General features: G+C 32.1%; 29 protein-coding genes. 6 read left to right on the plus strand and 23 right to left on the minus strand.

What is annotated here, in order from left to right; genetic code table 11:
• Positions 1-425 precede the first annotated feature (425 nt).
• The 3 genes from HSACCH_RS12485 to HSACCH_RS12495 form a co-directional block, all read right to left on the minus strand.
• Positions 426-1,514 carry an RNA-guided endonuclease InsQ/TnpB family protein gene (locus HSACCH_RS12485; RefSeq protein ID WP_005490279.1) on the minus strand — a complete coding sequence of 363 codons (1,089 nt, stop codon included), beginning with the start codon at positions 1,512-1,514 and terminating at the stop codon, positions 426-428.
• A gap of 140 nt (positions 1,515-1,654) precedes the next feature.
• Positions 1,655-1,843, minus strand: coding sequence for a helix-turn-helix domain-containing protein (locus tag HSACCH_RS12490; protein WP_005490281.1), 189 nt, complete (start codon positions 1,841-1,843; stop codon positions 1,655-1,657).
• Positions 1,840-2,055 (minus strand): hypothetical protein, encoded by a 216-nt coding sequence (locus tag HSACCH_RS12495; RefSeq protein WP_005490282.1) that lies wholly within the window; start codon positions 2,053-2,055, stop codon positions 1,840-1,842. Before HSACCH_RS12495 ends, HSACCH_RS12490 begins: the two co-directional genes overlap by 4 nt.
• Positions 2,056-2,226: 171 nt before the next feature.
• Here HSACCH_RS12495 and HSACCH_RS12500 point away from each other — a divergent pair, with 171 nt between their 5' ends.
• A complete protein-coding gene (locus tag HSACCH_RS12500; RefSeq protein WP_152416047.1) occupies positions 2,227-2,442 on the plus strand; it encodes an antitoxin VbhA family protein in 216 nt (71 codons plus the stop codon).
• Between the two features lie 437 nt (positions 2,443-2,879).
• Here the strand turns inward: HSACCH_RS12500 and HSACCH_RS12505 are convergent, their stop codons facing one another.
• Positions 2,880-3,176 carry an AbrB/MazE/SpoVT family DNA-binding domain-containing protein gene (locus tag HSACCH_RS12505; protein WP_005490284.1) on the minus strand — a complete coding sequence of 99 codons (297 nt, stop codon included), beginning with the start codon at positions 3,174-3,176 and terminating at the stop codon, positions 2,880-2,882.
• Between the two features lie 124 nt (positions 3,177-3,300).
• Here HSACCH_RS12505 and HSACCH_RS13960 point away from each other — a divergent pair, with 124 nt between their 5' ends.
• Positions 3,301-3,456, plus strand: coding sequence for a DUF6364 family protein (locus HSACCH_RS13960; RefSeq protein WP_005490285.1), 156 nt, complete (start codon positions 3,301-3,303; stop codon positions 3,454-3,456).
• Here the strand turns inward: HSACCH_RS13960 and HSACCH_RS12510 are convergent.
• Together HSACCH_RS12510 and HSACCH_RS12515 are read right to left on the minus strand one after the other, a co-directional pair.
• Positions 3,453-3,962 (minus strand): winged helix-turn-helix transcriptional regulator, encoded by a 510-nt coding sequence (locus HSACCH_RS12510; protein ID WP_005490286.1) that lies wholly within the window; start codon positions 3,960-3,962, stop codon positions 3,453-3,455. The two genes, HSACCH_RS13960 and HSACCH_RS12510, sit on opposite strands and share 4 nt — an antisense overlap.
• Positions 3,947-4,258 carry a nucleotidyltransferase family protein gene (locus tag HSACCH_RS12515; RefSeq protein ID WP_005490288.1) on the minus strand — a complete coding sequence of 104 codons (312 nt, stop codon included), beginning with the start codon at positions 4,256-4,258 and terminating at the stop codon, positions 3,947-3,949. The genes HSACCH_RS12510 and HSACCH_RS12515 overlap by 16 nt, the downstream gene beginning before the upstream one ends.
• Positions 4,259-4,477: 219 nt before the next feature.
• On the opposite strand from HSACCH_RS12515, the gene HSACCH_RS12520 reads away from it, so the two are divergent.
• On the plus strand, positions 4,478-6,037 hold the full coding sequence (locus tag HSACCH_RS12520; protein WP_005490289.1) for an AAA family ATPase: 1,560 nt from the start codon (positions 4,478-4,480) through the stop codon (positions 6,035-6,037).
• Here the strand turns inward: HSACCH_RS12520 and HSACCH_RS12525 are convergent.
• The 10 genes from HSACCH_RS12525 to HSACCH_RS12570 all read right to left on the minus strand — a co-directional run bounded on the left by HSACCH_RS12525 (position 6,034) and on the right by HSACCH_RS12570 (position 14,174).
• Positions 6,034-7,278, minus strand: coding sequence for a hypothetical protein (locus tag HSACCH_RS12525; RefSeq protein WP_005490291.1), 1,245 nt, complete (start codon positions 7,276-7,278; stop codon positions 6,034-6,036). The two genes, HSACCH_RS12520 and HSACCH_RS12525, sit on opposite strands and share 4 nt — an antisense overlap.
• A 269-nt stretch (positions 7,279-7,547) precedes the next feature.
• On the minus strand, positions 7,548-8,390 hold the full coding sequence (hepT, locus tag HSACCH_RS13635; protein ID WP_005490292.1) for a type VII toxin-antitoxin system HepT family RNase toxin: 843 nt from the start codon (positions 8,388-8,390) through the stop codon (positions 7,548-7,550).
• 26 nt (positions 8,391-8,416) lie between these two features.
• Positions 8,417-8,830 (minus strand): type VII toxin-antitoxin system HepT family RNase toxin, encoded by a 414-nt coding sequence (gene hepT, locus HSACCH_RS12535; RefSeq protein WP_005490293.1) that lies wholly within the window; start codon positions 8,828-8,830, stop codon positions 8,417-8,419.
• A 2-nt stretch (positions 8,831-8,832) separates the two neighbouring features.
• Positions 8,833-9,255, minus strand: coding sequence for a type VII toxin-antitoxin system MntA family adenylyltransferase antitoxin (mntA, locus tag HSACCH_RS12540; RefSeq protein WP_005490294.1), 423 nt, complete (start codon positions 9,253-9,255; stop codon positions 8,833-8,835).
• A 41-nt stretch (positions 9,256-9,296) separates the two neighbouring features.
• Positions 9,297-9,713: a type II toxin-antitoxin system VapC family toxin gene (locus HSACCH_RS12545; RefSeq protein ID WP_005490295.1), complete on the minus strand. Its 417-nt coding sequence runs from the start codon at positions 9,711-9,713 to the stop codon at positions 9,297-9,299.
• Positions 9,694-9,942: a ribbon-helix-helix protein, CopG family gene (locus tag HSACCH_RS12550; protein ID WP_005490296.1), complete on the minus strand. Its 249-nt coding sequence runs from the start codon at positions 9,940-9,942 to the stop codon at positions 9,694-9,696. Before HSACCH_RS12550 ends, HSACCH_RS12545 begins: the two co-directional genes overlap by 20 nt.
• Positions 9,943-10,005: 63 nt before the next feature.
• The gene (locus HSACCH_RS12555; RefSeq protein ID WP_005490297.1) at positions 10,006-10,551 is read right to left on the minus strand and encodes a site-specific integrase; all 546 of its coding nucleotides are present in this window, start codon (positions 10,549-10,551) and stop codon (positions 10,006-10,008) included.
• Positions 10,552-10,711: 160 nt separating this feature from the next.
• Positions 10,712-11,389 carry a response regulator transcription factor gene (locus tag HSACCH_RS12560; protein WP_040477506.1) on the minus strand — a complete coding sequence of 226 codons (678 nt, stop codon included), beginning with the start codon at positions 11,387-11,389 and terminating at the stop codon, positions 10,712-10,714.
• Positions 11,390-11,461: 72 nt separating this feature from the next.
• Positions 11,462-13,243, minus strand: coding sequence for an ATP-binding protein (locus HSACCH_RS12565; RefSeq protein WP_005490300.1), 1,782 nt, complete (start codon positions 13,241-13,243; stop codon positions 11,462-11,464).
• A gap of 7 nt (positions 13,244-13,250) precedes the next feature.
• Complete coding sequence (locus HSACCH_RS12570; protein ID WP_005490301.1) at positions 13,251-14,174, minus strand: 5'-nucleotidase C-terminal domain-containing protein; 924 nt, start codon at positions 14,172-14,174, stop codon at positions 13,251-13,253.
• A gap of 253 nt (positions 14,175-14,427) precedes the next feature.
• Here HSACCH_RS12570 and HSACCH_RS12575 point away from each other — a divergent pair, with 253 nt between their 5' ends.
• Both HSACCH_RS12575 and HSACCH_RS12580 read left to right on the plus strand, forming a co-directional pair.
• Positions 14,428-15,060, plus strand: coding sequence for a hypothetical protein (locus HSACCH_RS12575; protein WP_005490302.1), 633 nt, complete (start codon positions 14,428-14,430; stop codon positions 15,058-15,060).
• Positions 15,061-15,307: 247 nt separating this feature from the next.
• Entirely contained in the window at positions 15,308-16,255 is a 948-nt protein-coding gene (locus tag HSACCH_RS12580) for a DMT family transporter (RefSeq protein WP_005490303.1), read from the plus strand.
• A 75-nt stretch (positions 16,256-16,330) separates the two neighbouring features.
• On the opposite strand, the gene HSACCH_RS12585 is transcribed toward HSACCH_RS12580, so the two are convergent.
• The 7 genes from HSACCH_RS12585 to HSACCH_RS12615 form a co-directional block, all read right to left on the minus strand.
• Complete coding sequence (locus HSACCH_RS12585) at positions 16,331-17,404, minus strand: PTS fructose transporter subunit EIIC (RefSeq protein WP_005490304.1); 1,074 nt, start codon at positions 17,402-17,404, stop codon at positions 16,331-16,333.
• A 65-nt stretch (positions 17,405-17,469) separates the two neighbouring features.
• Complete coding sequence (locus HSACCH_RS12590) at positions 17,470-17,781, minus strand: PTS fructose-like transporter subunit IIB (protein WP_005490306.1); 312 nt, start codon at positions 17,779-17,781, stop codon at positions 17,470-17,472.
• A gap of 28 nt (positions 17,782-17,809) precedes the next feature.
• A complete protein-coding gene (locus tag HSACCH_RS12595) occupies positions 17,810-18,262 on the minus strand; it encodes a PTS sugar transporter subunit IIA (RefSeq protein WP_005490308.1) in 453 nt (150 codons plus the stop codon).
• A 2-nt stretch (positions 18,263-18,264) separates the two neighbouring features.
• Positions 18,265-20,274, minus strand: coding sequence for a BglG family transcription antiterminator (locus HSACCH_RS12600; RefSeq protein ID WP_005490310.1), 2,010 nt, complete (start codon positions 20,272-20,274; stop codon positions 18,265-18,267).
• Between the two features lie 236 nt (positions 20,275-20,510).
• On the minus strand, positions 20,511-21,176 hold the full coding sequence (locus HSACCH_RS12605; RefSeq protein ID WP_005490312.1) for an HAD family hydrolase: 666 nt from the start codon (positions 21,174-21,176) through the stop codon (positions 20,511-20,513).
• Between the two features lie 111 nt (positions 21,177-21,287).
• Positions 21,288-22,718, minus strand: coding sequence for a Na+/H+ antiporter NhaC family protein (locus tag HSACCH_RS12610; protein WP_005490313.1), 1,431 nt, complete (start codon positions 22,716-22,718; stop codon positions 21,288-21,290).
• A gap of 160 nt (positions 22,719-22,878) precedes the next feature.
• The gene (locus HSACCH_RS12615; RefSeq protein WP_327049773.1) at positions 22,879-24,267 is read right to left on the minus strand and encodes an SLC13 family permease; all 1,389 of its coding nucleotides are present in this window, start codon (positions 24,265-24,267) and stop codon (positions 22,879-22,881) included.
• Between the two features lie 205 nt (positions 24,268-24,472).
• On the opposite strand from HSACCH_RS12615, the gene mgrA reads away from it, so the two are divergent.
• Complete coding sequence (gene mgrA / locus HSACCH_RS12620) at positions 24,473-25,465, plus strand: L-glyceraldehyde 3-phosphate reductase (protein WP_005490315.1); 993 nt, start codon at positions 24,473-24,475, stop codon at positions 25,463-25,465.
• Positions 25,466-25,493 lie beyond the last annotated feature (28 nt).

Here is a 25,493-nt window from a genome sequence, read left to right on the forward strand (position 1 = left end):
CCTTCTAATGCTTCACTACTCTTAACACTGCTTCTGAAAGCAGATACAGGATCTTTCGCTGCTATTTCATCTTCTTTTAAAAATTCATTGATATCTAAGCTTAATATTTCAGCTATTTCCTTAATTTCTGTTAAATTGACATCCTCCCCGCCCGTTCGTTAACACTCACAAACGAGGATTCCTAAAAGGAACTTTCACCGAAACTCTCTTTTGTATTACGAAATGATAGTTTCGATATTAGGCCATCGAGGCCGTCACGAGGTTGTCTACTGATTAAATGCCAGTCCATTTCTGGTAGGCAAGTGCGACGCAGACTTCAGGCTGTGCCATCAGCCCTCCTGAGATAGCCGACTATACATTTCAATAGTATAATCCTAGTATTATTCTTACTAATTTAGGCACTCAGGCACTTAGACTATTACCCTCTAAGCAGATTGTTGTTCTAAATATTTATTAGCAATGTTTCTACTTGCATTTAAATCAGCGTGGATATGATTACCACACTCGCAAGAGTATAAGTTAGCTTTACGATTAGACTTCTTAATTTTAGTACATTTAGAACAACCCTGGGAGGTATATTTAGGGTTAATGTATTCTACCTTGATCCCAGCTAATTCAGCTTTGTATTCAATAAATTGTTGAAGTTGATAGAAAGTCCAGCTGTGAATGTTTCTATCTGCTCGATTAAGACTCTTAGCAGTATTTCGGATATTTTCTAGATCCTCCATAATTATAGTCCCAACTTGCTCCTGCACAGCAAGATTAATAAGCTGGCGACTAATTTTATGGTTTAAATCAGTCATCCATCTCTGCTCTTTGTCATTAATATTTTTAATAGCTTTAACTTTTTTAGATTTACCCAGTTTTCTTCTTAACATACGATACTTTTTGCGGATAAAACCTGCCTGTTTACCATTGTGGAATTGGCGATGAATTTCTTTGCCTTTATGAGTTTTAACACTGGCAACCGCTAATTGGCGAAGTCCTATATCAATTCCCATTAGATTAGAATTATTGGTTTTTTTAGCTGCAATTTTAATTGTTACAGCAAAATACCACTTGCCTCTTTTGTAGAAGAGACTGGCTTTACCCAATTTGCAGTCACTATCGATATGCTGCTGCAGTTTTTCAAATCTTTCAGTCTGCTTAACAGGGAAGGCAAATCTCTGACACTTAGTAGTATAAAGAGGAATTGAAATTATATGATGATCAATTTTATAATTTTGATTATTATAGCAAATAGGCTGGTTATCCTTAAATTCTATATTATCTTTATCAGAACCAGATTTTAAGAATAGTTTATAGAGAGCTTTAACTTCCCTAATATTCTGATTTTTAACAGCGGCAGGTAGCTTTATTTCTTTAAAGTCAGCAGAACTCAAATTAGTTTCTCCTGCTTTAAGTTTGGCAGCGACAGCCTGACGATTTTCAACTACTTCTGCAATGTTATCTAAGAATATATTTTCTTTTCTTTTAGTTGGTTTTAATAACTCCAGCACATATGTTAATTGCATATCAAACACCTTTTTCATTAATTATTAAATATCAATGATATTTTAAAACAATGCAAAAAATTTTATTACTAAGTATATTATACCACCAAAAGAACAAACGTTCAACAAATATAAAGTTTTTTAACTATAAATTAGCCGATTCATCCCCGCCCATTGACATAAGCGAGGCTTTCTCGGCCAAATTCGGTAATATCTCTTCTGTAATTAATAATTTCGTTTATCCCCTGAAGCGAAGTTCCTAATTTGGTAGCAAAATCAGCCCGTGACATTTTAATTTCATCTAATTTATTTTTTATGTTATGAGCCACAATTTTATTTAAATCTTTCATTCATCATCACTCTCAAATCTACTTGATTTTTTAGATTTTTGATTAACTTCATATTCAAAAGCCCACTCTGCTGCTTCATATTCATCATCAATAATATTTTTATCTTGTTTATAATTAGAATAAAAATATTTAGAACTGAATCCATACTTTTCTTCAAATTCTTTAAGTTTATTAGAAGAATAATTAGGTTCTATAACTGAATTAATTTTCATCAAAAACTCCTCTCCTACGCATTCCCCAAATCTTTTTTCAGTTCATCCAGGCGTAAACTCAAAAGTATTTCTTCGGGCAACTCAATTTCTTTTTTGATACTCATAATCATTTCCCCTTTTAATGGATCTTTTAAGCCAAAGCTATTATACTGATATTATATCATTCTAAATATGATTAATAAAGAAAGGATAATCTCAATGAAAAGAATGAGCAGCAAAGAAATTAAAGAGGCAATAGAAAATGTCAGGGCATCACTGGCTGTAGAAAATATTGAAGTGGATGAACTTAGTATAATCATCGGAGAAAAATATTTAAAGGGAGAAATATCAAGCGAGGAAGCAATCGATATTATTACTAAATATATAAAACGTAAACAGTCAAGTTAAGCATTAATTGTTAAATAAATCCTATCAATATTAGTGGCAAATCTATGCTTATATCCATTTTGACATCCGAGATTGATGCCAGAAACATATAATTCAACTCCTAAAAAAAATCCTCCTTAATGGAGGAATACAATTGAGTAGTATTCTTTCTTTTAAAGTTTTCCGATACTCTCGGGAAACTAATTTCTTTGTTTTAGTTTATAAAATGATATTATTTTTTACGACCCCGTCATTTGCGTAGGTCAACCATGCACTTAAGCAATATTCTCTGTTTTTAAGTTTTCCGTTACTTTCGGGAAACTACCGTATCTAATAATTATATACCTTAAATTTTACTATATCAATGATTCCAGCAAGCGGAAACAAGAACAAGTTAAAATTCTAGATGCATTATAAAAAATAGCAGATCTATATTAGTATAAAACATAGACTCATAATTATAGTTCCTCTCGATTTTGTAGTTCTGGTTGATTTCTATTTTCTAAAAAGTCATCAGAAAAACTATCTAAACTTTTGGCTAATTCCTCAAAAGTATTATTATATTTCTGGTTTGTTTTATCAAAAGCTTTAGCCCATTCTTCAGTTTCAGGATTAAAAGTAGTTACTGTAAAACCATCTTCGCTTTCAATAATATAAAGTTCTTCATCTTCTTTAAGATTATATTTTTCTTTAAGCTCTTTTGGAATAGTAAAAACGTAGCTGTCACCAACTTTTCTCAGTTTTACAGTTTTCATAGTCGATCACCTCGATCATATTATAGCATTTATATTATTCGAAAGCCAAGCAAAAAGCTTAATTACTGCCGTTGTTTAGCAACACATGCCGCGATATAATTATATAAGTGAAGAGGTGATACTAATGAAAAAGAAACTCACTATAAGTATTAATGACGATCTTATAGATTTTGCTCATAATTTTTCAAAAGAAACTAATCAGTCTATTTCCCATATTGTAGAAGAATATTTAGCTGAATTAAAAAAGCAACATGAAAAAGAGTTAAAGAACAGAAATTAAATAAAGATATTTACCGGCTCCAGGTGCTCCACCTTTAAATCCGGATTCCAGTGCAGAAGCAGACTCTCCTCTTTATTTATCCGGGCCAGTTCTTCCTCTGCAGTAAATACTTCAAACTCCAAATTGTTTTCCCTCAAGACTAAAGAAACCAGATCCAGGATCTCATCTTCCTCTTCATCACTGTAGAGATAGAGATCTTTATCCTCTTTTTCAGCCCGGGCTGCCAATTTTAGCACCTCAGCCTCAATTTTTTTAATTGCCTGATAAGATTTTTTAACATATGTAATAGTCTTTTTGGTTTTTTCTTTAATACCAGCCGGGGTTAAGATGTATTTAATATTCCGGGAATTAAGCCTTTCAATTTTAATCAGACCCTTTTTAGCACACTTTTTAAGCAGGGTATTAACCAGACCTAAAGAAATACCGGCCTCTTTTGCTATTTCCCGCTGAGAAGGGCTATCTTTGCTGTTTAGTATATTTAAAATATCAGTTATTTTTTCTTCCATATTAACGACTCCTGATCTCTAATAACTTCTTTTTTGAAATCTTCTTTTTTTGCAAATTTTTTCAACCCACTATACGTAATAATATCAACTGATAAACCCAGAGCTTCTTCAATATCTAATTTTACAGCGGTTAATTCAAACAAATTATTTTGAGAAAGTTCTACAATTAAATCAAGATCACTTTTCCCATTAACAGCTTCACCGCGAGCATAGGAACCAAATATTCCAGCTTTCTTGATATTGTGTTTATTTAATATGTCTTTGATCTTTTCTTTCTCATCCTGTGAAAGATTCATAATTGATATCTCCTTATAGTAAAAACTTAAATCTGATTATATTATATCACCTACTATGAAGATTATAAATAAAAAAATTGAATTTGAGCCAGTTTCAAAGATCATTATTGGACATCTTAACTTGATGAAAACTTAACAAAAGTTACCTTGACCAAAAATTATCATTAATATATAATTTCATTATTACTACAGCACAAACATAAAGTAGGGGGTTAAAAAATGCAGGATTTAGTAACTAGTCAGGCCCATTTTAAATCAATTATAGAAAACAATTCTCTATATATCGACAAAACAGAATTCGTCTACAAAATCGCAAACAGTGAGGAAAAGTTTTTTCTGCTCAACCGCCCCCGGCGTTTTGGTAAGTCATTATTTGTTAACACCCTAAAGAGTTTTTATCAAGGAGAAAAAGAGCTTTTTGCCGGCTTAGATATCTATAATCAGGACTGGCAGTGGGAAGAATATCCGGTTATTCACCTTGATTATTGTGCGGTTGTTGCAGAAAGCACAGAAAGTCTGGATAAATCGCTGGGTTATGCCCTGGAGAGAGTCGTAAGAGAATATGATCTGAAACTTGAAGCCAATACAGCTCCCAGGATGTTAAAAAATTTAATCCTAAAATTATATCAAAAATTTGATAAAAAAGTTGTGATTCTAATTGATGAATATGATAAGCCTGTATTTGCAAGTCTAATCGATTCTCACAGCTATCAGTTTGATTTTGGGAAATATGAGAGGTTTCAAAAAGCACTTAAGTCATTTTATCAGATTTTAGAAGAGCTTGCAGATCATCTGGAAAAAGTCTATCTGACAGGTATTATTAAATTTGGCAGCAGTTCAATTTTTCCGGATTCAATTAACTTAGTTGAACTGGATCAGAATTCTGAATTTGCAGAGCTGCCTGGATTTACCGAATCAGAATTAGATCAGTATTTAACTCCTTATTTCTCCAAACTTAAAGCCAAATATGAACTTACTACAAAAGAAGTAAAAAAAGCTTTTAACGAGCATTACCTGGGTTACCGCTTTACGGAAAAAGATATTAAGGTCTATAATCCTTTTGCAGCAGCAAGAGTTTTAGATTTTGGTTCTTTTGATAACCACTGGTTTAACAGCGGCTCACCAAAATTATTGTTCCATCTTATTCAGAGAGAAGATTTTAATATTACAAAGTTCGAAGATTTAAAAGTGGAAAAAAGCAAACTAAATCCGGCCAGCATCAAAGAGTTAACACTTATTTCTTTTATGTATCAGACCGGATATTTAACAATTAAGGAAATTTCAGCTTATGGTTTAGTAAAATTGGGTTTCCCGAACTTTGAGGTGGAAAGCAATTTTTTAATTAATCTGCTGGATTTTCTGACTAACGACAAAATTAATCGTGTAGATATTTATTATTTAAGAAACTCTCTTGTTAAAAATGATGAACAGCAGTTTAGAAAATATCTCAATTCAATAATTGATGATCTTAAAAAAATAGCAATTAATCAGTCAGATTCAGTTAAAGAATTCTACCAGCAAATTTTCTATTTAATTGCAAAAGCTCTAAGCAGTCTTTATCTAAAAGTATCTTCTGAAGTATTAAACAATAAAGAAACAGTAGAATTTAGAGTTAAAACGGAGGATAATCATTTTCTGCTTTCTTTTCACTATGGGCAGAAGGAAGAAATATTTAATCAGCTTAAAGCAGAATCTGAAACTGAAAAGGACTCTACTTATATTTCAATAAATTTTGATCTTAAAAAAAGAGATTTGGCTGAGGTTGAGATTAAAAGTTAATTTGTTAATTTCTCCCAGAAACCGACTACTTTGTAGCCAAAAAATTCAGGATAGATTCTTTCATCAATCACAGCATCATTAATCTTTTTAATATCCTGATAGTCGTCTGTTTCCAACAGCTCTTTGACCTCCGCTCTATAGTTGGAGAAAATATAAGCAAGAGCTGCCGAAGAATAGTTGGACTCTAAAAAATCTTTAGTTGCTTCAGCCAGCAAAATGATCACTTCATCCGAAATTGTTTCGACAGTTTCTGCTTTAAAATATCTGTTAACCCTCTGTTCAGCTAAATCTTTATCTGAATCTAAAAGTAAATTAACCAAAAGGCAGTATTTTTTCAAGTCATGCAGAACTTTATAGATCTCAGGATATTTTTTGAGGATAAATCTATTATCTAGTATGACATCTCCAATGTTAATATAGACTTTCTCATACAATTTTGTCAGTTCATAGTTTTGAACTTCCTGATTGGCCTGAACAATCATTTGAGCTGCTGGAATATTTGGCTCACCTATAATTTCTATTTCTTTGTTCATCTCTTTTTCTAATTCTCGGCGCTCAAGATTAAAATCATCCCTATTATCAAAACTTTTAAAAAAGGCTTCATTGTTCTGATATCCATAAATACATGGTGGATCGTAAATTGCATCGTAAAAGTCTTTAATCTGAAGTTCATTTTCTCTAACAAAATTAGCAGCATTTTTAATTAAGGCTATAAAGAAAAACTCAATGGTTTCAATCTCAAACTCTGATAATTCTGCTGGATTATCTTTAGTTTGATCATTAAAAAAATTAAAATTTAACCCACCTTTAACATCATAGATTGAAAGCAGAAATACTTCATCCATCTCTTTAGGCTTGAGTTCAAAGTCAAAAATAAAAGTATTTTTGTAATCGCTACTTTTTTTTGCTGTTCCAAAAAAATATTCTAAGAAAACCCTCATATCTGGCAGATCAACCAATCCATTTATTCTAAAATATTGATCAAAATCATGCATAGCAGTCCACTGACCAGAAGCAGAATTGAAAAATTCTATATAATTTCCACCACTGTATTTTGAACCTGCTCCTTCTCTCAATAATCTAAACTCATAGCTACCCTGGCCATTTTTAATCTGAAAATTAACCTGCTGCTTAATATAATCCTCTACTTCTGATTTTCTTAAATCCAGCATACTGGAAATCTTATCGACTGACATTCCTTCCATAAAGTAAAGCTTTTGAGATAGTGTTTTCTGATCCATTTTGACCCCCTTTTAAGGTTTAAAATAAATACTATAAGTATTATTTAACGTATATAAGTATTATACCACTTAAAAAGATGTTTATAAATAAAAAACCGTCCCGGGAAAAGGACGGTAAAAACAAGGAGAAAAGTATCTAGTACTTTAAATCTATGTTATAGCTGCTCTCTGCAGCAGCTTCAAAAAGGGGATAAACTGTATTTCTTTTAGCTTAATTATATAATAGCAGCTCTGGATTAAAAATACTTTAAAAGAATATTAGAAGCAAATTAGAAATATCTATTGACAATTAAATCAACATAACTTTCTATATCTTCCAAATTATTATTTATTATTTGATAAATATATTCCTCATCAATTTGATCATAGAGATGGACAATCCTATTTCTGAATTTAGTCATTTTAACAAACTTTAACAGTAAATTTTCCTGGATAATCCCCTCAGCAGCAAGTATTCTAAAAGAATCAGCACTTGTATTAGGACTTGTATATCCTTCTCGATAAATAATATGGGCTGCTATATCTAACATGGCTTCTACTGCTGCCAGTAGATTATATTTAGCAGTATCATAGTTCCTGTAATCTCTCAAAAAATCTTTCTTTTCAAGTTCAACCAGTTCTTTCAATTTTTTTAGATTAGCTCTGATGAATTTTAGCTTTTCTGCTATCCGTTTATGATTTGTATCTGTTCTTTTCTCCTTTATTCCTGTAATATACTCCTGCTGAAATTTATATTTAATTTCTTCAGCCTCAGGACCATATTTTAAAATCTCTTCTTTAAACTCAGCAGTCTCAATTTCATCTCTGCTGTAAATTAACTTTCCACTTCTAACTACTTCATACTTAAAAGCCAGTTCAACATTATTTAAGTTGATTAAATCAATATCATATTTTCCTAACTTCAATTCCAGGCGTGCTGCCAGCTCCATCTGCTTGGACATATCTGGTGGATCATCAAAAAATACAGCTAAATCCAGATCACTATAGGTATTTTGATACTTCGTACCATAAGAGCCAAAAATATAGGCCAGCTTAACATTTGCTTCTTTTTTTAAAAAATCAGCTATATTTTCTTTAAGCTCAGGCTTAAGCTTTCTCTTTAACTTTTCCATGATCTCACCGTCCTGGATTGAAGGCTTTAATCAATATATTCCATATACCACCTGAAAATAACTTTTAAGTCAATTACATTTTCTTTAATGATCATCAGTAAAATCTCTGGATCTATTTCTGCATAATCATGAACAATTACATTTCTGAATTTAGCCATTTTAATATAGCTCTCAACATTTTCTTTAATAATATGATTTTCAGCTAGAATCTCTATAATCTCACTGTTAACTTTCGGATTGCCGAGCCGCTCATCACTTATAATATGACTGCCAATGTTCAGGACACTATCTACTGCTAAATGAATTGTTCTTTCTAAATAACGAAATAGAACTTTATCCCCAGCTAATCTTTCGAGGCTTAAATCCTGGTATTCCTCCAGATCATTGATATATTCTTCCAGGTGTTCAAGTTTATTTCTGACTACTTCTGCATCTACCATAGCTAAAACCTCTTTCCCAGGTGCTGATCATAAATTTTATAAAATTTACGCATATCTATATAATTTAAAATTGCTCTCTTTTCCAGCTCAACTCTGCGGCTCTGATCACTGCAGTAAATTAATTTTCCGTCCAGAATCTGATGTTTAAATTTTAAATCAACATTTTCAAAATCAACAATATCAACTTCTATCTCAATTAATTTCTCCAGTGCGGCCATTAGTTCTAATTTTAAATCAAATCTTTTAAATTTATCCAATCCTTCTGAATAAATCACAGCCAGATCCAGGTCACTATTTTGACTAAATCTTTCAGTATTAAAAGAACCAAAAATATAGACAGCTGAAATATCATTTCGCTTAGTAAAATAATCTCTGATTTTATTTTCAATTTCTTTTTTATTTACTTTAGCATTTCCGGATAGCATAATTCACACCCTCTTTATTTAAAGCTGATTATAATCTTAATTTAACTGCTGATGAAAATATTATTTAAAAAAGTACCCTTTTTTGTTTGATAAAGATTAAAATCAGAGTCAATAGAAACAATATCTTTAATATCTTCTCTTTCTGCCACCGCTACCAGCGAAGCATCAGCAAAATCAGCAGCTAAATCATTATATTTTTTAGTTAAATCTATTACTCGCTTTAAAATATTTTGATCAAAGTTCAAAACTCTTAAACCACCTCGGTCCAGCCAGCTTAAAAAATCAAGTTGTACTTCTGTTGAAAAACTGAGCACATAAAGAGTTTCAGTTATTACCGGCCAGGTTGTATATAAATGACAATTATATGACTTTAAAAATTCTAACATTTGCTTATGATAAATATCATCTTTATCAAAAAGAGCAATCAATGGGCCAGCATCAACCAGAGTATTTTTCATGAATCTTATCACTCACTCTCTTCTTGTAAGTTGTTGAAAGCTCGCCTTTATTACTTCCATGTTTTCCAAATAGGTCTTGACCCAGTTGATAGGAATCCTTTTTCGTTTCTTTTTCGGCAATGTATTTATTTAAGGCCTCTTTAACCAGATAAGTCTTGGTGACATTTTCGGACTCTGCTAATTGATTTAACTTTTTTTCCAAATCTTCTGGAAGTCTTACACTAATCATCAGACCCACCTCCGTAATACTATTGTATTACATGTTTATCTTTTTTACAATAGTTCTTTAAATTTAAAGCGAAAACTTCTCTATCGACTCATCCATTATATCCTGGGTGATCCCGATATAATCTAAGGTAATACTGGGAGAAGAATGGTTAAATAATTTCTGTAGAAGAGCCACATCCTTATTCTTTTTGTAGTGCCAGTACCCAAAAGTTTTTCTGGTGCTGTGGCAGGCAATGCTTTCCAGCCCTGCTTTACGGCCTGCTTCACTAAAAATCCTGTACGCCTGAAAACGTGTTAAAGGTTTATTTGTCCCAATCCGGCTCTGAAATAGATGTTCTTCTGCTTCCATACCCTTAATATAGTCTTTGAGCTCCCGCCGCAGGTTGGAGTTGATCAAAAAGCGCTTATTTTTGGATGTCTTCTGCTCCTTCAGGACAATATGAGTTTTATCCCGCACATTTTTGACCTTAAGCTTCAGCATATCACTGATCCTGAGGCCGGTATTAATCCCCAGCACAAATAGTATATAATTGCGGTAGCTCTGCTGCATAAGAATCTCCTTCAGCTCAGCAATTTTACTTTTATCTCTGATCGGCTCAACTTTATTCATCTGGACTCCCTTCTCAAGTCAGTTAAACAGGGTTGAATATAAAATATTTACTTTAGACTTATTATAACACTTTTTAATAGAAATTTTAAGTATTATTTACAAAATTTTCTAATTAATATAAAATTAAAGCTACTTCTGACTTACAAGCAGCTTTAATAATCTATTTTGCAACAAACTTATAACCAATTCCCCAGACTGTCTGAATATATTCTCCTACTTCTGCCCCTAACTTATTTCTAACAGCTTTAATATGAGTATCTACCGTTCTAATTCCCCCATAATAATCATATTCCCAGACCAGCTCTAAAAGTTTTTCTCTGCTGAAAACTGTTTTGGGAGAGGAAGCCATCTGCCACAGCAGATCAAACTCTTTGGGAGCGAAAGCAATTTCTTCTCCTTTTACTTTTACCAGCCTTTGATTTTTATTAATAACTAAATTGGGGAATTTCAATTTTTCCTGATCCTGATTCTTAGTCATTCTGCGTAAAACATTTTTGGTTCTAAGTACAACTTCTTTGGGGCTAAATGGCTTGGTAACATAGTCATCTGCTCCCAGTTCCAGCCCTTTTATCCGATCATTTTCTCTATTTTTAGCACTCAAAATAATTATCGGTATCTCATTATTGGGTTTTAATTCTCGGCAAATATCCAGCCCATTTTTTTCTGGTAACATTAAATCTAGAATAATAACATCTGGTGCTAATTCATTTATCTTTCTTAAACCCTCTTTACCATCGTGGGCTTCAAAAACCTCAAAATTTTCATGATTAAAGTAATCCCGCAAAATCTTACAAATCTGCTGATCATCATCTATGATTAAAATCCTTTGCATAGTCATAAAGCCTCCATCACCTCTTTCCTTAACATATCAAATTTATGTGATGAAAATATGATGAAACTAAAAATTATATTACTTGTTAGAGTCTGGAATAGTGAAACTGAAAATAGAGCCCTCTCCCTTACTGCTTTCCAGAGAAACTTCCCCCTGGTGCTCATTTACAATTTGTTTTACGATTGCCAGACCTAAGCCGCTGCTTCGCTCACCGGGAGTTCTTGCCTTATCAACTTTATAAAATCTCTCCCAAATATTTTTCTGTTCAGACTCTGGAATTCCAATTCCATTATCTAAAATCGAAATTTTAATTTGATTATCATCTCTTTCGGCTTTTAATTTAATCTGTCCATCTGCAGCAGAATATTTGACACTATTACTTAAAAGATTAATTAAAACCTGCCTTATTTTTTCGCAATTAGCAGAGACTGATAAATCATCCTCAACCTCTAACTCCAGGCTCTGTTTCTCTTTTTTGATATTATTAAAAAAGACCCTCAAGTTTTCAAAAAGATCCTCAATCTTTATCTTTTCCTTATTCAATTCAACTCCACCGGCGTCAAATTCTGCCAGAGTTAAAGTCTCATCTATCAGCTTAGATAAACTATTACTTTCCTTTAGAATCATTTTTAGGTACTCTCTTTTTTCTGTTTCATCATTTATAATACCATCCAGCAAAATTTCAACCGAGCCCTTAATTGAAGAAAGCGGACTTTTCAACTCATGTGAAACATTAGCCACAAATTCTCTCTGCAGCTGTTCAAAACGATATCGCTCACTTATGTCATGAAAGATTGCAACTCCACCCCAGAAGCTTTCATCTTCAAGTTTAATTGCAGTAAAATGCACCAGATAATATTGATTTGTAGCTTCTCTTTCAATAACTAACTGCTTACTTTCAAAATCTTTTTTCTTTATGATTTCTTCAAAAACATTAACTACTCTGGAATCTAATTTAACCTCACTAATCTCTTGACCTCTTATCTCAGCCTTAAAGTCAAATAATTTAGAAGCCGACTGATTTGCCAGAATAATTTTGCCCGAGCTATTTACTGCAATAATTCCTTCTTCCATCCCTGACAATACATACTTAAGCTTATTTTTTTCTTCAGCCAGGCTTTTAATTGTCTTTTTCAATTTCTCAGACATCAAATTGATACTATCAGAAAGAATTTTAATCTCCTTACTTGCTCCTTTTTCTTCAATTTCTACTTTTTTGCCATACTCACCCTGGCTTATCTTTGCAGCCACAAATCCCATATTCTGCAGCGGATTTGCCAGCGAACGAGAAAAATAATAGGAAATAAAAAGTATAAAAATCAAAGCAGCTAAAGAAATATAAACCATTATTCTAACTATATGTTTGATTATTGAATTGATTTCTTCTATTGGAGTAAAAACTAGTAAAGCTGCAATAACTTCACCCTGATACCTAACAGGCATCCCTACAAAGAGCATTGTCAGCTCAAAATCATCAGTATTAACTTCTCTAGAAATTGTATTTCCTTCAAAGATAGTCTCATAACCTGAAAAAGTCCTCTCTTCATCAAAGGAATAAGGATAACTGAATTCTAAAACTCCCTCTTTATTAATTAACCAAGCATTTCCTTCATTCAACTCGCCTATTATACTCAGCCAATTTACAATCTCCTGTTTATTAGCTTCTGCTTTAGAATCTGCAAGATAATCAATAACTGCAGAACTATTTTTATTTATTTGATTTTCTTTTTGCTCTATAAAAAATGTTTTGAAATATGTAATCACTGAAAACCCAAAAATCAAAATAACTATCATTGTGATTGCCAGAAATCTAAATATTAGTTTTGTAAAAAAAGTGTTTTTTTCTAAATTAAATTTCATATATCATTCACCTTAGATGGGGTATTATTAATTCTTGACCCTGAAAAATTAAACTTCTATTTTCTAGTCCATTTGCTGTCATAATTTCCTTAACTGTGGTCGAAAACTTTTGAGCAATTAAATAAAGATAGTCTCCCTGTTTAACTTGATAAACATAATTTCCATCCTTTTTCCTGACAGGAATAATTCTGTTCATCTGAATTTCTTCTATAATTTCCTGCTGTTTCAGATAATCTATAAAAATTTGATCAAGTCGGCCGGCATTTTCTATTTTTTCAGCCTCTTTAAATTCTTCATACCCATCCCCACCATCTGCCAGAAAATCATTCGTTGCCATTAAATAGTTTTTATTTTTTTTTATTTGCTCATAATTGATCGAAGCCCTTAAAATTTCATTTTCTCCATTCTGAACTTCAGCAAATATAAGCTTAATTCCACTTAACTGAGGAAAAAAACTGGCTGTATCAGGATATTTAGAAACCCCATGTTTAAGAGCTTTAAGTAACTCTGAACCCTTTATTTTCTTAATAATTACTTCATCTTTAGCCGGAAGAACTTCCCGTATATTTCTAATATTGATTAAACCTTTATTAATTGAAGAATTTATGGTTCGGCTGTTGATGACTGCTAAATGAACTTTGGCTTTATTCACAATTGCATCAGTAATTAAGTTACCTAAATTGCTTTCCCTGCTTCTTATCTGATCTTCTTCTCCATTTAAAAATACAACAGTACTGCCAATAATCATATCTTTTTCTATTTCTCTCTTTTTTTCTATCTCTTCTTTTAGTTCCATAATTTGTTCATCATTTTCTAAATTTATAGATTGATCGTTTAATTCTATTTTTTCCTCAGCTGCTGCTAATGCTGATGAATTAAATATCAGTAAAGATATTAATAAAAGACAAAGAAAAAATGACTGTTTTCCCATAACTACTTTTCCCTCCATTTCAAATTCATTCTACTATAATACTATATTATTCTTTGATTTTCGTCAATCCAAAGCAGTCTTAATTAATTTTCTACTTTTAAATAATAATTCAAACTATGCTCATACTTTCATTAAATTCTACTGCTATTATATTAGTTGCAGGGAGGTGATAGACAAAAAGCAACTCAGACGTACTTCAAATTATTAAGATACTCATTTAAATATTATTATTAAAAAAGAAGGGATGATTATAATGAAAAATAGAAGTAAGATATTTACATTTGGTTTGATAGTCTTGATTATATTCACCGGAGTTATTTACGCACAAAATAAAAGAAAAGTTAAAGAACAGGTTGACAAATTTGAAATAACTGAAAATAGAAAGAAAAAAGATATAAAAGATCCAAAAATTGATAATATTGAAGAATACAATGAAAGTGAATTAAAAACTGAAAGTGATATTAACACTGAATTAATAAGCGAAGAAAATACAGAAGTTAATACCGAAAAGAAAATTACAGAAACTGCGGCTGATAGCGAAAATAGTTCTGACCTTAATTCTAAGCAAGCTGCTGCAATGATTAATTTGGAAGAGTTAATGGCTTTCCACCCGGAGACTCAAGAACTCAACAAAAAATATATATCAAAAAAGAACAAACTGAAGGCTGGAGAAAATTCAGCAGAAAATATTGAAATTTTAAAAGAAAATTATCGTCCTTTAGTAATTGAAAAAACTAAATCAGATTTAAGAAAATTTGCTGAAAAAGAAGGCTTGAATTTATTACTGGTCAAAGATAAAGTTGTTTTTGGTTCTAAAACAGAATACCAAGACTTAACTGAAGTCAATAATCAAACTGATAACTTCAAAAAATTCCTAAACAAATAACTTTCACCTCATACCTCATAAAGGCCCTTTCTTAAAAGCTAAACTTAAAGCTTTTAGGAGAGGGCTCTTAATATTTTTAGATCTTTTAGCTGCTTCTTAATAATAATTTTTAAACAAATTCTTTTAAAGTAAATAGATAGCTTGTAAATTATTTCTATATCTAATATAATAAATATAATCTTGCAGTAATAGTTTACTAAGATCTTTTTCTAAAATCTAGAATAACATAATAGGAGTTAAATGAAATATGGACATTAAAAAGATTTTCACCGGCCGCTGGCAGGTAGCAGCTTTAGCAATTACCTCCTGTTTACTCTGGGGTTCTGCTTTTCCCTCATTGAAAATAAGTTACGCCCAAATTATGCCGCTTAATGTTAATGCCTATGATAGAATGATTTTTGCATCGTTGAGATTTTTTATCGCCTCATTAATGCTATTTTCTATAATTTTGCTCAATGGAAAAAGAAAAGAATTGTTTAAAATAAAGAAATATTTTTTAGCATTATTAATTTTAGGTTTAATGCAGACCAGCCTTCAGTATTTTTTCTTCTACAATGGCCTTGCAAATACAACAGGAGTTAAAAGTTCTATTATTAGCACCAGCGGGATCTTTATGACCGTTATAGCTTCACATTTTGTTTATCAGAATGACAAATTAAATTTCAAAAAAAGTGTAGGGATTATACTCGGTTTTTTGGGAGTAGTTGTTGTTAATTTAAATCGAGGAGAACTAAATGCAGCTTTTCTTTTTACTGGAGAAGGCTTTTTAATTATTTCAGCAGCAATTTCTGCAGCTGCCAGTTTTTTAGCTAAAAAATTAACCGGAAGTTTAAATGCTTTAATAGTAACTGCCTGGCAAATGTTTATGGGATCTTTAATCTTATTTTTTGTATCCTCAACCGGCAGTGGTTTTAACAGATTAAGTTTTAGCCCCTTTACTTTAGGCTTATTGTTCTATCTGGCTTTTATTTCAGCAGCTGCCTTTGCTCTCTGGTACACCTTAATTAAATATAATAATTTAGGTTTTGTCACAATCTATAAGTTTATGGTTCCAGTTAGTGGAGTTTTTCTTTCTTCTATTTTACTGCCAGAAGAATCAATAAATATAATTATTATTTCTGCGATGCTGATGGTTTCTTTAGGTATAATTATAATTAACTACAGACCAAAATTATTAGAAAATAAGAATATTTAAATACGCATAAAAAAACAGCTCCCTGGTAAACCTATCATAAAAAGGGAACTGTTTTTTATTAAAATTTATATTTAATTAGTTCATATCGAATTCTAGTTCTAAATCTTCATCCTCTTTTTCAGTAATTTCTTCAGTTTCACTCACAGTATTTTTTAAGAAGTTGACCATAAAAGCAGTAACTAAAGTCCCCGCTACAGCCGCAACAACAAACATAATCCTATTGTCAACTACTGGTAAAACTATTGGTCCACCATGTGGGGCGGGATCTCCAACTCCAGCCAACATTGCAATAACTGAACCAACTGCAGATCCTGTAACAATCGAGGGTATAACTTTAAGTGGATCAGCTGCTGCAAAAGGAATAGCTCCTTCGGTAATTCCAATTAAACCCATAAAGAAAGCACCCTTACCAGCTTGTTTTTCTTCTTTATTATACTTATTAGGAGCTAGCATTGTTGCCAAAGCCATTCCAAGAGGAGGAATACATATAGCGACCGCAATTGGTCCCATAACTGTATATATTCCCTGTTCGATTAAACCAACTCCAAATAAAAATGCTGTTTTATTAACCGGACCTCCCATATCAAAAGCAATCATAGCACCAAGAATAATTCCAAAAACAATCTGACTTCCTTCACTCATAGCTCTTAACCAGGTTGTGAGACCACCCATCATATTACTGATTGGTATCCCAATAACATACTGCATTAAAGAACCCACAATAATTGTTGATAACAGTGGGATAACAAATATAGGCATCACTGGTTTCAAAACATCCGGTACAGACCAACTTTTAATCCAGGCAGAGATATAACCAGCTAAAAGACCTGCAACAATACCACCTAAAAACCCAGCTCCGATCTGTCCTGCAAGATAACCACCAATCATACCAGAAACTAAACCAGGCCTATCAGCAATTGAATATGCTATGTATCCAGCCAAAATCGGAACCATTAATGTAAAAGATGCACTACCCAAAGACAATAAATTTTGCAAAATAGGATTTGTTACATCTGCACCTTTACCCGCTTCTACACCACTCAACATAATTGAAAATGCAATTAAAACACCACCTGCAACAACAAAAGGTATCATGTGACTAACACCAGTCATCAAATGACCTCTAATTTCTTTCAACTTGGATTTCATAAAATTTCCTCCTTGTAGTTTAGAATTAAATTATATAATAAAATTATTTATTAATATACTTTTGTCTATTCAGAAAATTTACTAATTATTTTATTTATTATCTGATCGGAATGTTTTATTGCTTTTTGAACATCTAGCTTTAGTTTAGGTTTTCCTTTAAAACGATCTGCCTTAGAAATATTGACATCTGCCGCTATAATTACTGCAACTGCTGCTTCAATATCTTCTTTAGTTAACTCATTTTCAATACCAATCGAGCCCTGAGTTTCAACCTTTATTTCAACCCCTTTCTTTTTAGCGCTCTTTTCTAATGATTCAGCAGCCAAATAAGTGTGAGCTATTCCTGTAGGACATGCTGTAACTGCTACTATTTTCATTTTATTCATCTCCTTTTTCTTTTAATTTCTATGCAAATATATTTTGAATTATTGAATTTATTATTTCTTTGTTTTCAGCCTGAAGTAAATCACGTTTGAAATCTTCATTTAATAAATTTCTAGACAAAGTTGATAATATTTTCAAATGCTGATTGCTCTCACTTTTTTCTGGAACCGCAAGCAGAAATACAAGCTTAACTTTTTTATCATCAAATGATTCCCATTCTACCGGCTGAGCTAAACGAGCAAATGCAACTGCTGCCTTTTTTACTCCCTCAGATTTACCATGGGGAATAGAAATTTCTCTACCCACTCCCGTACTTGTTTGCTCTTCTCTTGCCAATACTGACCTGACAAACTCTTCCGATGAAGTTAAGTTACCATTTTCTTCTATCATTTTAGCCATTTTTTTAATAACTTCTTCTTTATTTTTTGCTTTTAAATCTAAACTAATTAAATTAATATTAATAATTTCATTCACTTTTAAATCCCTCCTCGAGTTAATAAAGAAATAATCTCAAAATTTGATTTTGAATTTTTTATTTGTTTTAAAAATAAATCATTTTCCATAATCTCATAAAAATAACTAAAGAATTTTTTTGCAATTTGATTATCTATAGCAAGCAAAAATACAACTTTAACTTTCGTTTCTCCCCACTTTATAGGCTCTTTTAAAACGGCAACTGCAACTTTTCTATTTTTGGTTTCTTTTATCTTAGCATGTGGGATTGCAAGTTCTTTTCCTACTTCAGTCGCAGTAATTTTTTCTCTTTTTAAGACTTTTTCAATAAATTTTTGATCTGCATAGCCTCTTTCTTTTAATTTGCTACCCAAGAATTTTATAACTGCTTCAGGGGTTTTTAAATCAAGATTGGCAAAAACAAGGTCTTGATCAAATAAACTTTTAAGATCTCTTGCAGGAAAAATTATATTATTGAATTCATCTTTATCAAATTGAGTTATATAATTAATTTTATTTTTAATTCTTTTTAGATCATCTTCATTTAAGATTGCACTTACCTTAACTACATCTTTTTTTATACCAGACAATGGAATAGTAGAAATAATAAAATCAATATTTTCTGTTTTTTTATTATATAATTCATGAGTAGAAAGTATATCTACAATTTCCAACTGTGGTAAGTATTTATTTATCTTACTTGCTAAAAGTTGCGAAGTCCCAACTCCACTGCTGCAAACTATAATAACCTTCCACTTTTGAGTGATTCTTTCTACTGCTGCTCCCAGATGTAGGGCGAGAAAACCAACTTCATCTTCATTTACTTTTAAACCAAGTTCTTTTTGGAAAATGATACTGCTGCTCCAAGCAGCTCCAAAAATGCTGGGATAATTTTCTTTAATTTGTTTTAGAATTGGATTTCTAATGCTGAGTCCATATTTCAAACGATTGATAGATGTTCTTAAATGCAAAATTAAACCTAAAAGCAATTCTTCATCATCTTCAAAATTATAAGCTAAAATTTCAGAAGTCATTTTGATTATTTTTAAAGCAATTTCTACAGTTTTAGAATCAGAATTTTCTATAACAGTTTTAACATCTTTTCTATCTAAGTGCTGCTGAATTTTAGACCCTAAAATATGAAGAGAGATATACCCTATCTCAGCTTTTGGAAGTTGATAAGATAATTTAGATTTAATTTTCTCTGCTATTTTACTGGCTAAAGCAAACTCTTTTTTTCCTTCTAGAACACTTAATTGTTCATCTTCCATATTTATATCTTTGTTTTTTTCTAATCTTTCTAAAGCTATTGCAATATGAACAACTAATGCTGTTACAGCCTCATCTGTAAATATAAAATCTGATTCTATTTCCACTTCTTGAATAATTCTTTCAACTTCTTCAAAATTAACATCTCCAAATAATCCTTCTAGCTGATGATAAATATCTTTTTTGCTATTTGATTCATCCTCTAATTCATTTTCCAGCATATTTTTTAATTCTTGATTATTTTTCAATTTAACTAATAAATCAGCCACGGCTTTACGCCAATTTTTTTCAGCTCCTTTAATATAAATCCCGTAATTTTGTCTTCTTTCTAAACTAAGATTATATTTTTTTATCCATTTTTCAATTTGTTCAAGATCTTTATAAATGGTAGAACGACTTACAAATAATTTATCTGCAAGATCCTGCATTGTATATTTTTCATCCTGATAAAGTAAATATTTTAAAATGAATTCTTTTCTTTTTTCAGGTGAAACAGAATCTTTATATTTTTCTAATTTCGAAATCTTTGTAAGTAAGGTTTTTCTATTTTCAACTTTAATGTTCAACCAGATTCCTACTCCAGGCTTTTTAACTAATTCTATAGATCTTTCTTGAAGCCAAATTTCTAATTGCTTTAAATCATTTCTTATTGTTCGAGCAGAAACATCAAATTGTGAGGCTAAATCATTAATTGTTATTGAATTATTAGTTTTTAATAAGATGGACAATATTTTTCCACATCTTTTATTTGGAAGTGCCAGCATGCTAAATTCTCCTTTTTAAAAAATAACTTAATTAAGTAATGAGGAAAAAATAATTTTTATCATCTGTTAAAAGTATAACATTGTTATGATTACTATTCTATAGCAGAAAGTTTATAATTACTTCCACTTCAATGTGGAAATAATAAACTATTAAACTCAAAAAAGGCAGTTCAATTAAGAACTGCCTCAGATAAATCATCTTTTTTTATTTTAAATAAGAACTTACTTTGTGAAAATCAAGCTAAAGCCTTATTCAGATTTTCTTGATTATATTCTTCAATAATTAAATCCGCCTTAGATAAATCCTGACTCTCAGCCTGAGCTCTATTAAAACCAATAACCTTTGCCCCGGCCTGATGGGCTCCATTAACACCATTTTCCGAATCCTCAATAATTAGACAGTTTTCAGGCTTAACTCCAAGTTTCGCTGCCGCTTTTAGAAAAATATCAGGCGCAGGTTTTCCATTTTCTATAGAATTCCCATCTACATAACCTTCCATATATTGCTCAAGACCAAAACGCTGATAAACATGTTCAATTATCGGCGCATAAGAAGAAGAAGCAATAATCATCTTATAACCGTGATCTTTTAAAAACTCAAACCAATCTTTAACTCCCGGCATAAGTTCTAGCTCTTCAGCTTCTGCCAGCCCCTGATAGGAACTGTGAATATGATCTTCCATAAAATCCTCAATCTTATAATGAGCAAACTCTTCTTTAACTGGATGACGTTCTAAAATATCAGTCCAGATATCTCTCATATTTGCTCCCATATGACGATCATAATCTTCCTGACTTAAATCAAATCCATATTTTTCATAAATTTCAGCATTTACTTGATCATAAATTGGTTCTGAATCAACAATAGTTCCATCCATATCAAAAATTACAGCTTTAATCATTAACATTATCACCCGTTATTTAAAAATTATATAAAGTTATATGAGCTTCCGTTTACAGAAGCAATATTTGATTCTGTAAACAGAAGTTAGAAAGTTAAAAGTTAAAGTCAATTACATTATAAAACCTGCTGCTAAATAAAGTACCAGGGCTAAAGCTCCATTGGCCAGTGCATAAGGCAGCTGTGTATTTACATGATCAATATGATCTGAAGCAGAAGCCATCGAAGAAATAATAGTAGTATCAGAAATTGGTGAGCAGTGATCTCCCATAATTCCACCGGAGACTACAGCCCCAATTGTTGGATATAGAGGTGCTCCCATAGCAACAGCCATCTGAATTCCAATCGGCATCATAATACCAAAAGTTCCCCAACTGGTTCCAGTAGCAAAGGCCATTAAAGAAGCCATAATAAAGACTATAGCCGGTCCAAAAGCTCCACTGACTCTTCCTTCAACTAAAGAAGCCATATACTCTCCTGTTTCTAAATAGCCAATTACATTTCCGATTGCAAAGGCTGTAATCAAAAGAATAGCAACCGGCACTATAGCTCCAATACCCTGATAAACATAATCAATATATTCTTTTAAATTCATAATTCCTGTTAAAACATATAGGAAACCAGCAAAGGTTACTGCTGTAATAACAGCCCAAAAAACCGAAGTCGAACCTGAACCCTGCAGAATATTGCCCTCACCTGTGATATAAAGACTGAGCGGCATCATCGAAATTAAAACAACAAGCGGTAAGATCATATTCCACATATTTGGAGTAACTCCCTCTTTCGGAGGTGTTGCAGTAGCTTCCTCAGAAACCATTGGAGTCGCACCTTTTCGTAAAAGCAAGCCTTCTTCAGTAGCTCTTTTTTCTGCCTTAGCCATTGGACCCCAGTCATTACCAGTCATTATATAATAACCAACTGCTATAATAGCGATAATTGAATAAAACTGAAATGGTAATGATTTAGCCAACAGCTCAGCTGCAGTTCCTTCAACAACTCCATTGGCAATCTGGACACCAATAACTCCCATCAGCATTGCTCCCCAACCATTGAGTGGTATTAAACCACAAACCGGGGCTGAAGTTGAATCACAGACATAGGCTAATTTTTCTCTAGAAACTTTATACTTATCTGTCAATGGTCTAGCTACTGTACCGGCAACTAAAGATGTGATTGATGATTCGATAAAGATAACCAAACCAGTTATGTACGCTAAAAGTAAAGCACCTTTTTTGTCTTTAACCACATCTCTTTTTTTAGTCAGGTATTCAATAAAGCCCTGAACTCCACCAGAGGCAGATATCACAGTTATTAAACCCCCAACCATAAATGAAAATATAATAGTCTTAGTAATCCAGCCTTCAGAAAATATTGCCACAATTTCTTCTAAAGTCATATTTACTGCAGCAAAAAAAGACCAGTCAGTAATAATTAATGTTCCTGAAAAAATACCTAAAATTAGTGAAATAAAAACCTGTTTAGTAGTTAAAGCAAGTAAAATTGCGATTAACGGTGGTAAAATACTTAAAATTCCATATTCCATTCTTTTGCTCCTCCCTAATTCACAGGGCCTCAAGCCAACTGTGTTTTGTCGAAAAATCTGTAAATTTATAATACTTGTCTTTTATTATAGCATATATTTTCTGAAAATAATAATTAATTTAAGTAATTTACTACAGTTATTTATCAACAGCTAAATCTTTTTAAATCAAACCTGTAAGCTGCCACCAGAAATATTCGAAAATAACTGTAATCAATGATACAGCTGTCATTGGAATTCCAAGTTTAATTACACTTTTTTCACTATAATTACCATTTTCCTTACCCATCCCAACTAAAATATTTAAATGATGAAAGGGTAAAATATAATGAGTTCCAATGGCAGTATAAACAAAAAGTGCAGGAACTAAAGGATTTAGCCCAAATTTCTCGGCAAAAATTATAAAAGCAGGGATTGCAATTCCCATCACTGACATTACACTGCCTAAAAACATATGCAAAAACATTGAAATTAAAGCTGTCATTAAAGCAAAATACAACATGTTAGTTGGCGCCTCTGCCGGCAGTACAACTGCAGCTAACCAGTTATTCATTCCAGTTAAAGAACCTACATTGCTAATTGCTACTGCGGCATTCAAAAAAATTAAAACTTTAACAGGTACCTGATTCCAATCTTCTTTCTTTAAGATATCTCCTCCAATCGGAAAGCTCATCATCACCGCAATAGTAAGAGTCACCCAACCCAGTTCAATTCCATGGATAGAATCTGTCATCCATAACAAGACCGCTATAATCAGCCAAAAAATTGTTCTCTTTTCTTCAGCAGAAATTTTTCCTAAATCAAGCATCTTATTTTCTATTTTCTGCTTATCAATTTTCACCTCTGCTTCTGCTTTAAACAAAGTTAATATTAAAAATAAAGTTAAAATCGAAGCTAATACTGCCGGCGCCCCCATATATAAGAGCCAGCCACCCCAGCTTAAGTTAACACCTGCAAACTCCAAAGTCATAATATTAAGTGAGCTCTGTCCGGTTAAAAAGATCATTGAGACTGGAATGGCAGCAGCAAAAACTGTTAAACCAATTTTTGAAGCATCTCTGCTGTTAATCCCAGCATTTTTAATAACTACTGACATTACTGACATAATTATAAAACAGCGGGGCCAGGGATGAGGTATAATCAAACTCAAAACAAAAGTTAAAACAAAAATAGCATAGATTATAGATCGATAAGAATCCACAAAACGAATAATGAACTTATAGGCGATTCTTTCACCCAGGCCAGATCGTTCAACAGCAGCTGCAATTAGATAGGCACCAATCACAAGATAAATTGTCGGCGACACCCAGAGTGATAAAACTTCCGCTGCTGGGGCAATGTCTAAAATTATAATCAACATTAAAAACAAAGAAGCAATATAGGCAGAGTCAGCAACCTTTGCTGACCAAAAAATTACAGTCATCAAAGTCAAGGAAAACATTTTCCGCCCGGCTAAAGAAAGAGAAGGGATCTCTAAATTCCAGATAACTAAAGCCACTATTATTCCTATAAATAAAAATATCTTTCTTTTATCTCTAATTATAACCACCACCTAAGATTATAGTTTATTATTTTAATTCTACAAGAAATATTGGCATAAAGCAAATTCTCTAAATATGATTTTAATCTTAACAGTCCTGGCTCTTTAAAAATAATAAAAAATTGTAAAACGCTTTGCTCAATTTATAAGATAATTCTGATATAATAAAATTTAGAAATAAAAATTTAAACACAAATTAAAATAGGAGGTTTTTTTGATGCCTTATTTAGCTGATGAAGACCGTTATCAAAAAATGGATTATAATTACACTGGTAAGAGTGGGCTTAAATTACCCGCAGTTTCTCTGGGTTTATGGCATAACTTTGGCGGGGTTGACACTTTAGAAAACGCCCGCAAAATGCTGCGCAAGGCTTTTGATTTAGGAATTAATCATTTTGATCTTGCCAATAATTATGGTCCTCCTGCTGGTTCTGCAGAAGAAACAATGGGAATTTTAATGGAAAAAGATTTTAAACCCTATCGTGATCAATTAGTGATCTCTTCTAAGGCAGGCTATTATATGTGGCCTGGACCATATGGAAACTGGGGTTCCCGCAAATACTTAATTTCAAGTCTCGATCAAAGCTTAAAAAGAATGGGCCTTGATTATGTAGATATCTTCTATCATCACCGCCCAGACCCTGATACACCTTTAGCAGAAACAATTGGCGCTTTAAAACAAATTCAGGATCAGGGTAAAGCTCTTTATGTAGGTATTTCAAATTATAATGCAAAACAGACTAAAAAAGCTGTAGAAGTTGCTGAAAAAATGGGAGTAGACTTACTCTTAAATCAGTATAATTATTCTATTTTTGATCGCTGGTCTGAAAAAGAAAATCTTTTAGGAACACTTAAAGAAGCTGGAATGGGCTCAATTATCTATTCTCCGCTCGCTCAGGGATTATTAACTGATAAATATTTAGATGGAATTCCTGCAGATTCTCGGGCTGCCAAAGAAAGCGGTTTTCTAAAAGAAGACAGCATTACAGAAGAAAAATTAGAAGCAGTAAGAAAGTTAAACGAAATTGCTGCTGATAGAGGTCAAAGCTTATCGCAAATGGCTTTAGCCTGGGTCTTAGATCAGGGAGCTACTTCAGTTCTAGTTGGCGCCAGTAAAGTTGAACAAATAATTGAAAATGCTGCTGCAATCAATAACACAAGCTTTACTAATGAAGAACTAGCTGCTATTGAAGCAATAGCTGCTGAATAATTTGGCAAATGTTTGTTGGGTAGCTGTT

Origin of the sequence: Halanaerobium saccharolyticum subsp. saccharolyticum DSM 6643 (assembly GCF_000350165.1) — a bacterium.
Classification (GTDB): domain Bacteria; phylum Bacillota; class Halanaerobiia; order Halanaerobiales; family Halanaerobiaceae; genus Halanaerobium; species Halanaerobium saccharolyticum.

Bases quoted from the DNA above. Each gene is read 5' to 3' on its own strand.
- HSACCH_RS12485 (WP_005490279.1), bottom strand. From the start codon at position 1,514: ATGCAATTAACATATGTGCTGGAGTTATTAAAACCAACTAAAAGAAAA.
- HSACCH_RS12490 (WP_005490281.1), bottom strand. From the start codon at position 1,843: ATGAAAGATTTAAATAAAATTGTGGCTCATAACATAAAAAATAAATTA.
- HSACCH_RS12495 (WP_005490282.1), bottom strand. From the start codon at position 2,055: ATGAAAATTAATTCAGTTATAGAACCTAATTATTCTTCTAATAAACTT.
- HSACCH_RS12500 (WP_152416047.1), top strand. From the start codon at position 2,227: ATGATTAATAAAGAAAGGATAATCTCAATGAAAAGAATGAGCAGCAAA.
- HSACCH_RS12505 (WP_005490284.1), bottom strand. From the start codon at position 3,176: ATGAAAACTGTAAAACTGAGAAAAGTTGGTGACAGCTACGTTTTTACT.
- HSACCH_RS13960 (WP_005490285.1), top strand. From the start codon at position 3,301: ATGAAAAAGAAACTCACTATAAGTATTAATGACGATCTTATAGATTTT.
- HSACCH_RS12510 (WP_005490286.1), bottom strand. From the start codon at position 3,962: ATGGAAGAAAAAATAACTGATATTTTAAATATACTAAACAGCAAAGAT.
- HSACCH_RS12515 (WP_005490288.1), bottom strand. From the start codon at position 4,258: ATGAATCTTTCACAGGATGAGAAAGAAAAGATCAAAGACATATTAAAT.
- HSACCH_RS12520 (WP_005490289.1), top strand. From the start codon at position 4,478: ATGCAGGATTTAGTAACTAGTCAGGCCCATTTTAAATCAATTATAGAA.
- HSACCH_RS12525 (WP_005490291.1), bottom strand. From the start codon at position 7,278: ATGGATCAGAAAACACTATCTCAAAAGCTTTACTTTATGGAAGGAATG.
- hepT (WP_005490292.1), bottom strand. From the start codon at position 8,390: ATGGAAAAGTTAAAGAGAAAGCTTAAGCCTGAGCTTAAAGAAAATATA.
- hepT (WP_005490293.1), bottom strand. From the start codon at position 8,830: ATGGTAGATGCAGAAGTAGTCAGAAATAAACTTGAACACCTGGAAGAA.
- mntA (WP_005490294.1), bottom strand. From the start codon at position 9,255: ATGCTATCCGGAAATGCTAAAGTAAATAAAAAAGAAATTGAAAATAAA.
- HSACCH_RS12545 (WP_005490295.1), bottom strand. From the start codon at position 9,713: ATGAAAAATACTCTGGTTGATGCTGGCCCATTGATTGCTCTTTTTGAT.
- HSACCH_RS12550 (WP_005490296.1), bottom strand. From the start codon at position 9,942: ATGATTAGTGTAAGACTTCCAGAAGATTTGGAAAAAAAGTTAAATCAA.
- HSACCH_RS12555 (WP_005490297.1), bottom strand. From the start codon at position 10,551: ATGAATAAAGTTGAGCCGATCAGAGATAAAAGTAAAATTGCTGAGCTG.
- HSACCH_RS12560 (WP_040477506.1), bottom strand. From the start codon at position 11,389: ATGACTATGCAAAGGATTTTAATCATAGATGATGATCAGCAGATTTGT.
- HSACCH_RS12565 (WP_005490300.1), bottom strand. From the start codon at position 13,243: ATGAAATTTAATTTAGAAAAAAACACTTTTTTTACAAAACTAATATTT.
- HSACCH_RS12570 (WP_005490301.1), bottom strand. From the start codon at position 14,174: ATGGGAAAACAGTCATTTTTTCTTTGTCTTTTATTAATATCTTTACTG.
- HSACCH_RS12575 (WP_005490302.1), top strand. From the start codon at position 14,428: ATGAAAAATAGAAGTAAGATATTTACATTTGGTTTGATAGTCTTGATT.
- HSACCH_RS12580 (WP_005490303.1), top strand. From the start codon at position 15,308: ATGGACATTAAAAAGATTTTCACCGGCCGCTGGCAGGTAGCAGCTTTA.
- HSACCH_RS12585 (WP_005490304.1), bottom strand. From the start codon at position 17,404: ATGAAATCCAAGTTGAAAGAAATTAGAGGTCATTTGATGACTGGTGTT.
- HSACCH_RS12590 (WP_005490306.1), bottom strand. From the start codon at position 17,781: ATGAAAATAGTAGCAGTTACAGCATGTCCTACAGGAATAGCTCACACT.
- HSACCH_RS12600 (WP_005490310.1), bottom strand. From the start codon at position 20,274: ATGCTGGCACTTCCAAATAAAAGATGTGGAAAAATATTGTCCATCTTA.
- HSACCH_RS12605 (WP_005490312.1), bottom strand. From the start codon at position 21,176: ATGATTAAAGCTGTAATTTTTGATATGGATGGAACTATTGTTGATTCA.
- HSACCH_RS12610 (WP_005490313.1), bottom strand. From the start codon at position 22,718: ATGGAATATGGAATTTTAAGTATTTTACCACCGTTAATCGCAATTTTA.
- mgrA (WP_005490315.1), top strand. From the start codon at position 24,473: ATGCCTTATTTAGCTGATGAAGACCGTTATCAAAAAATGGATTATAAT.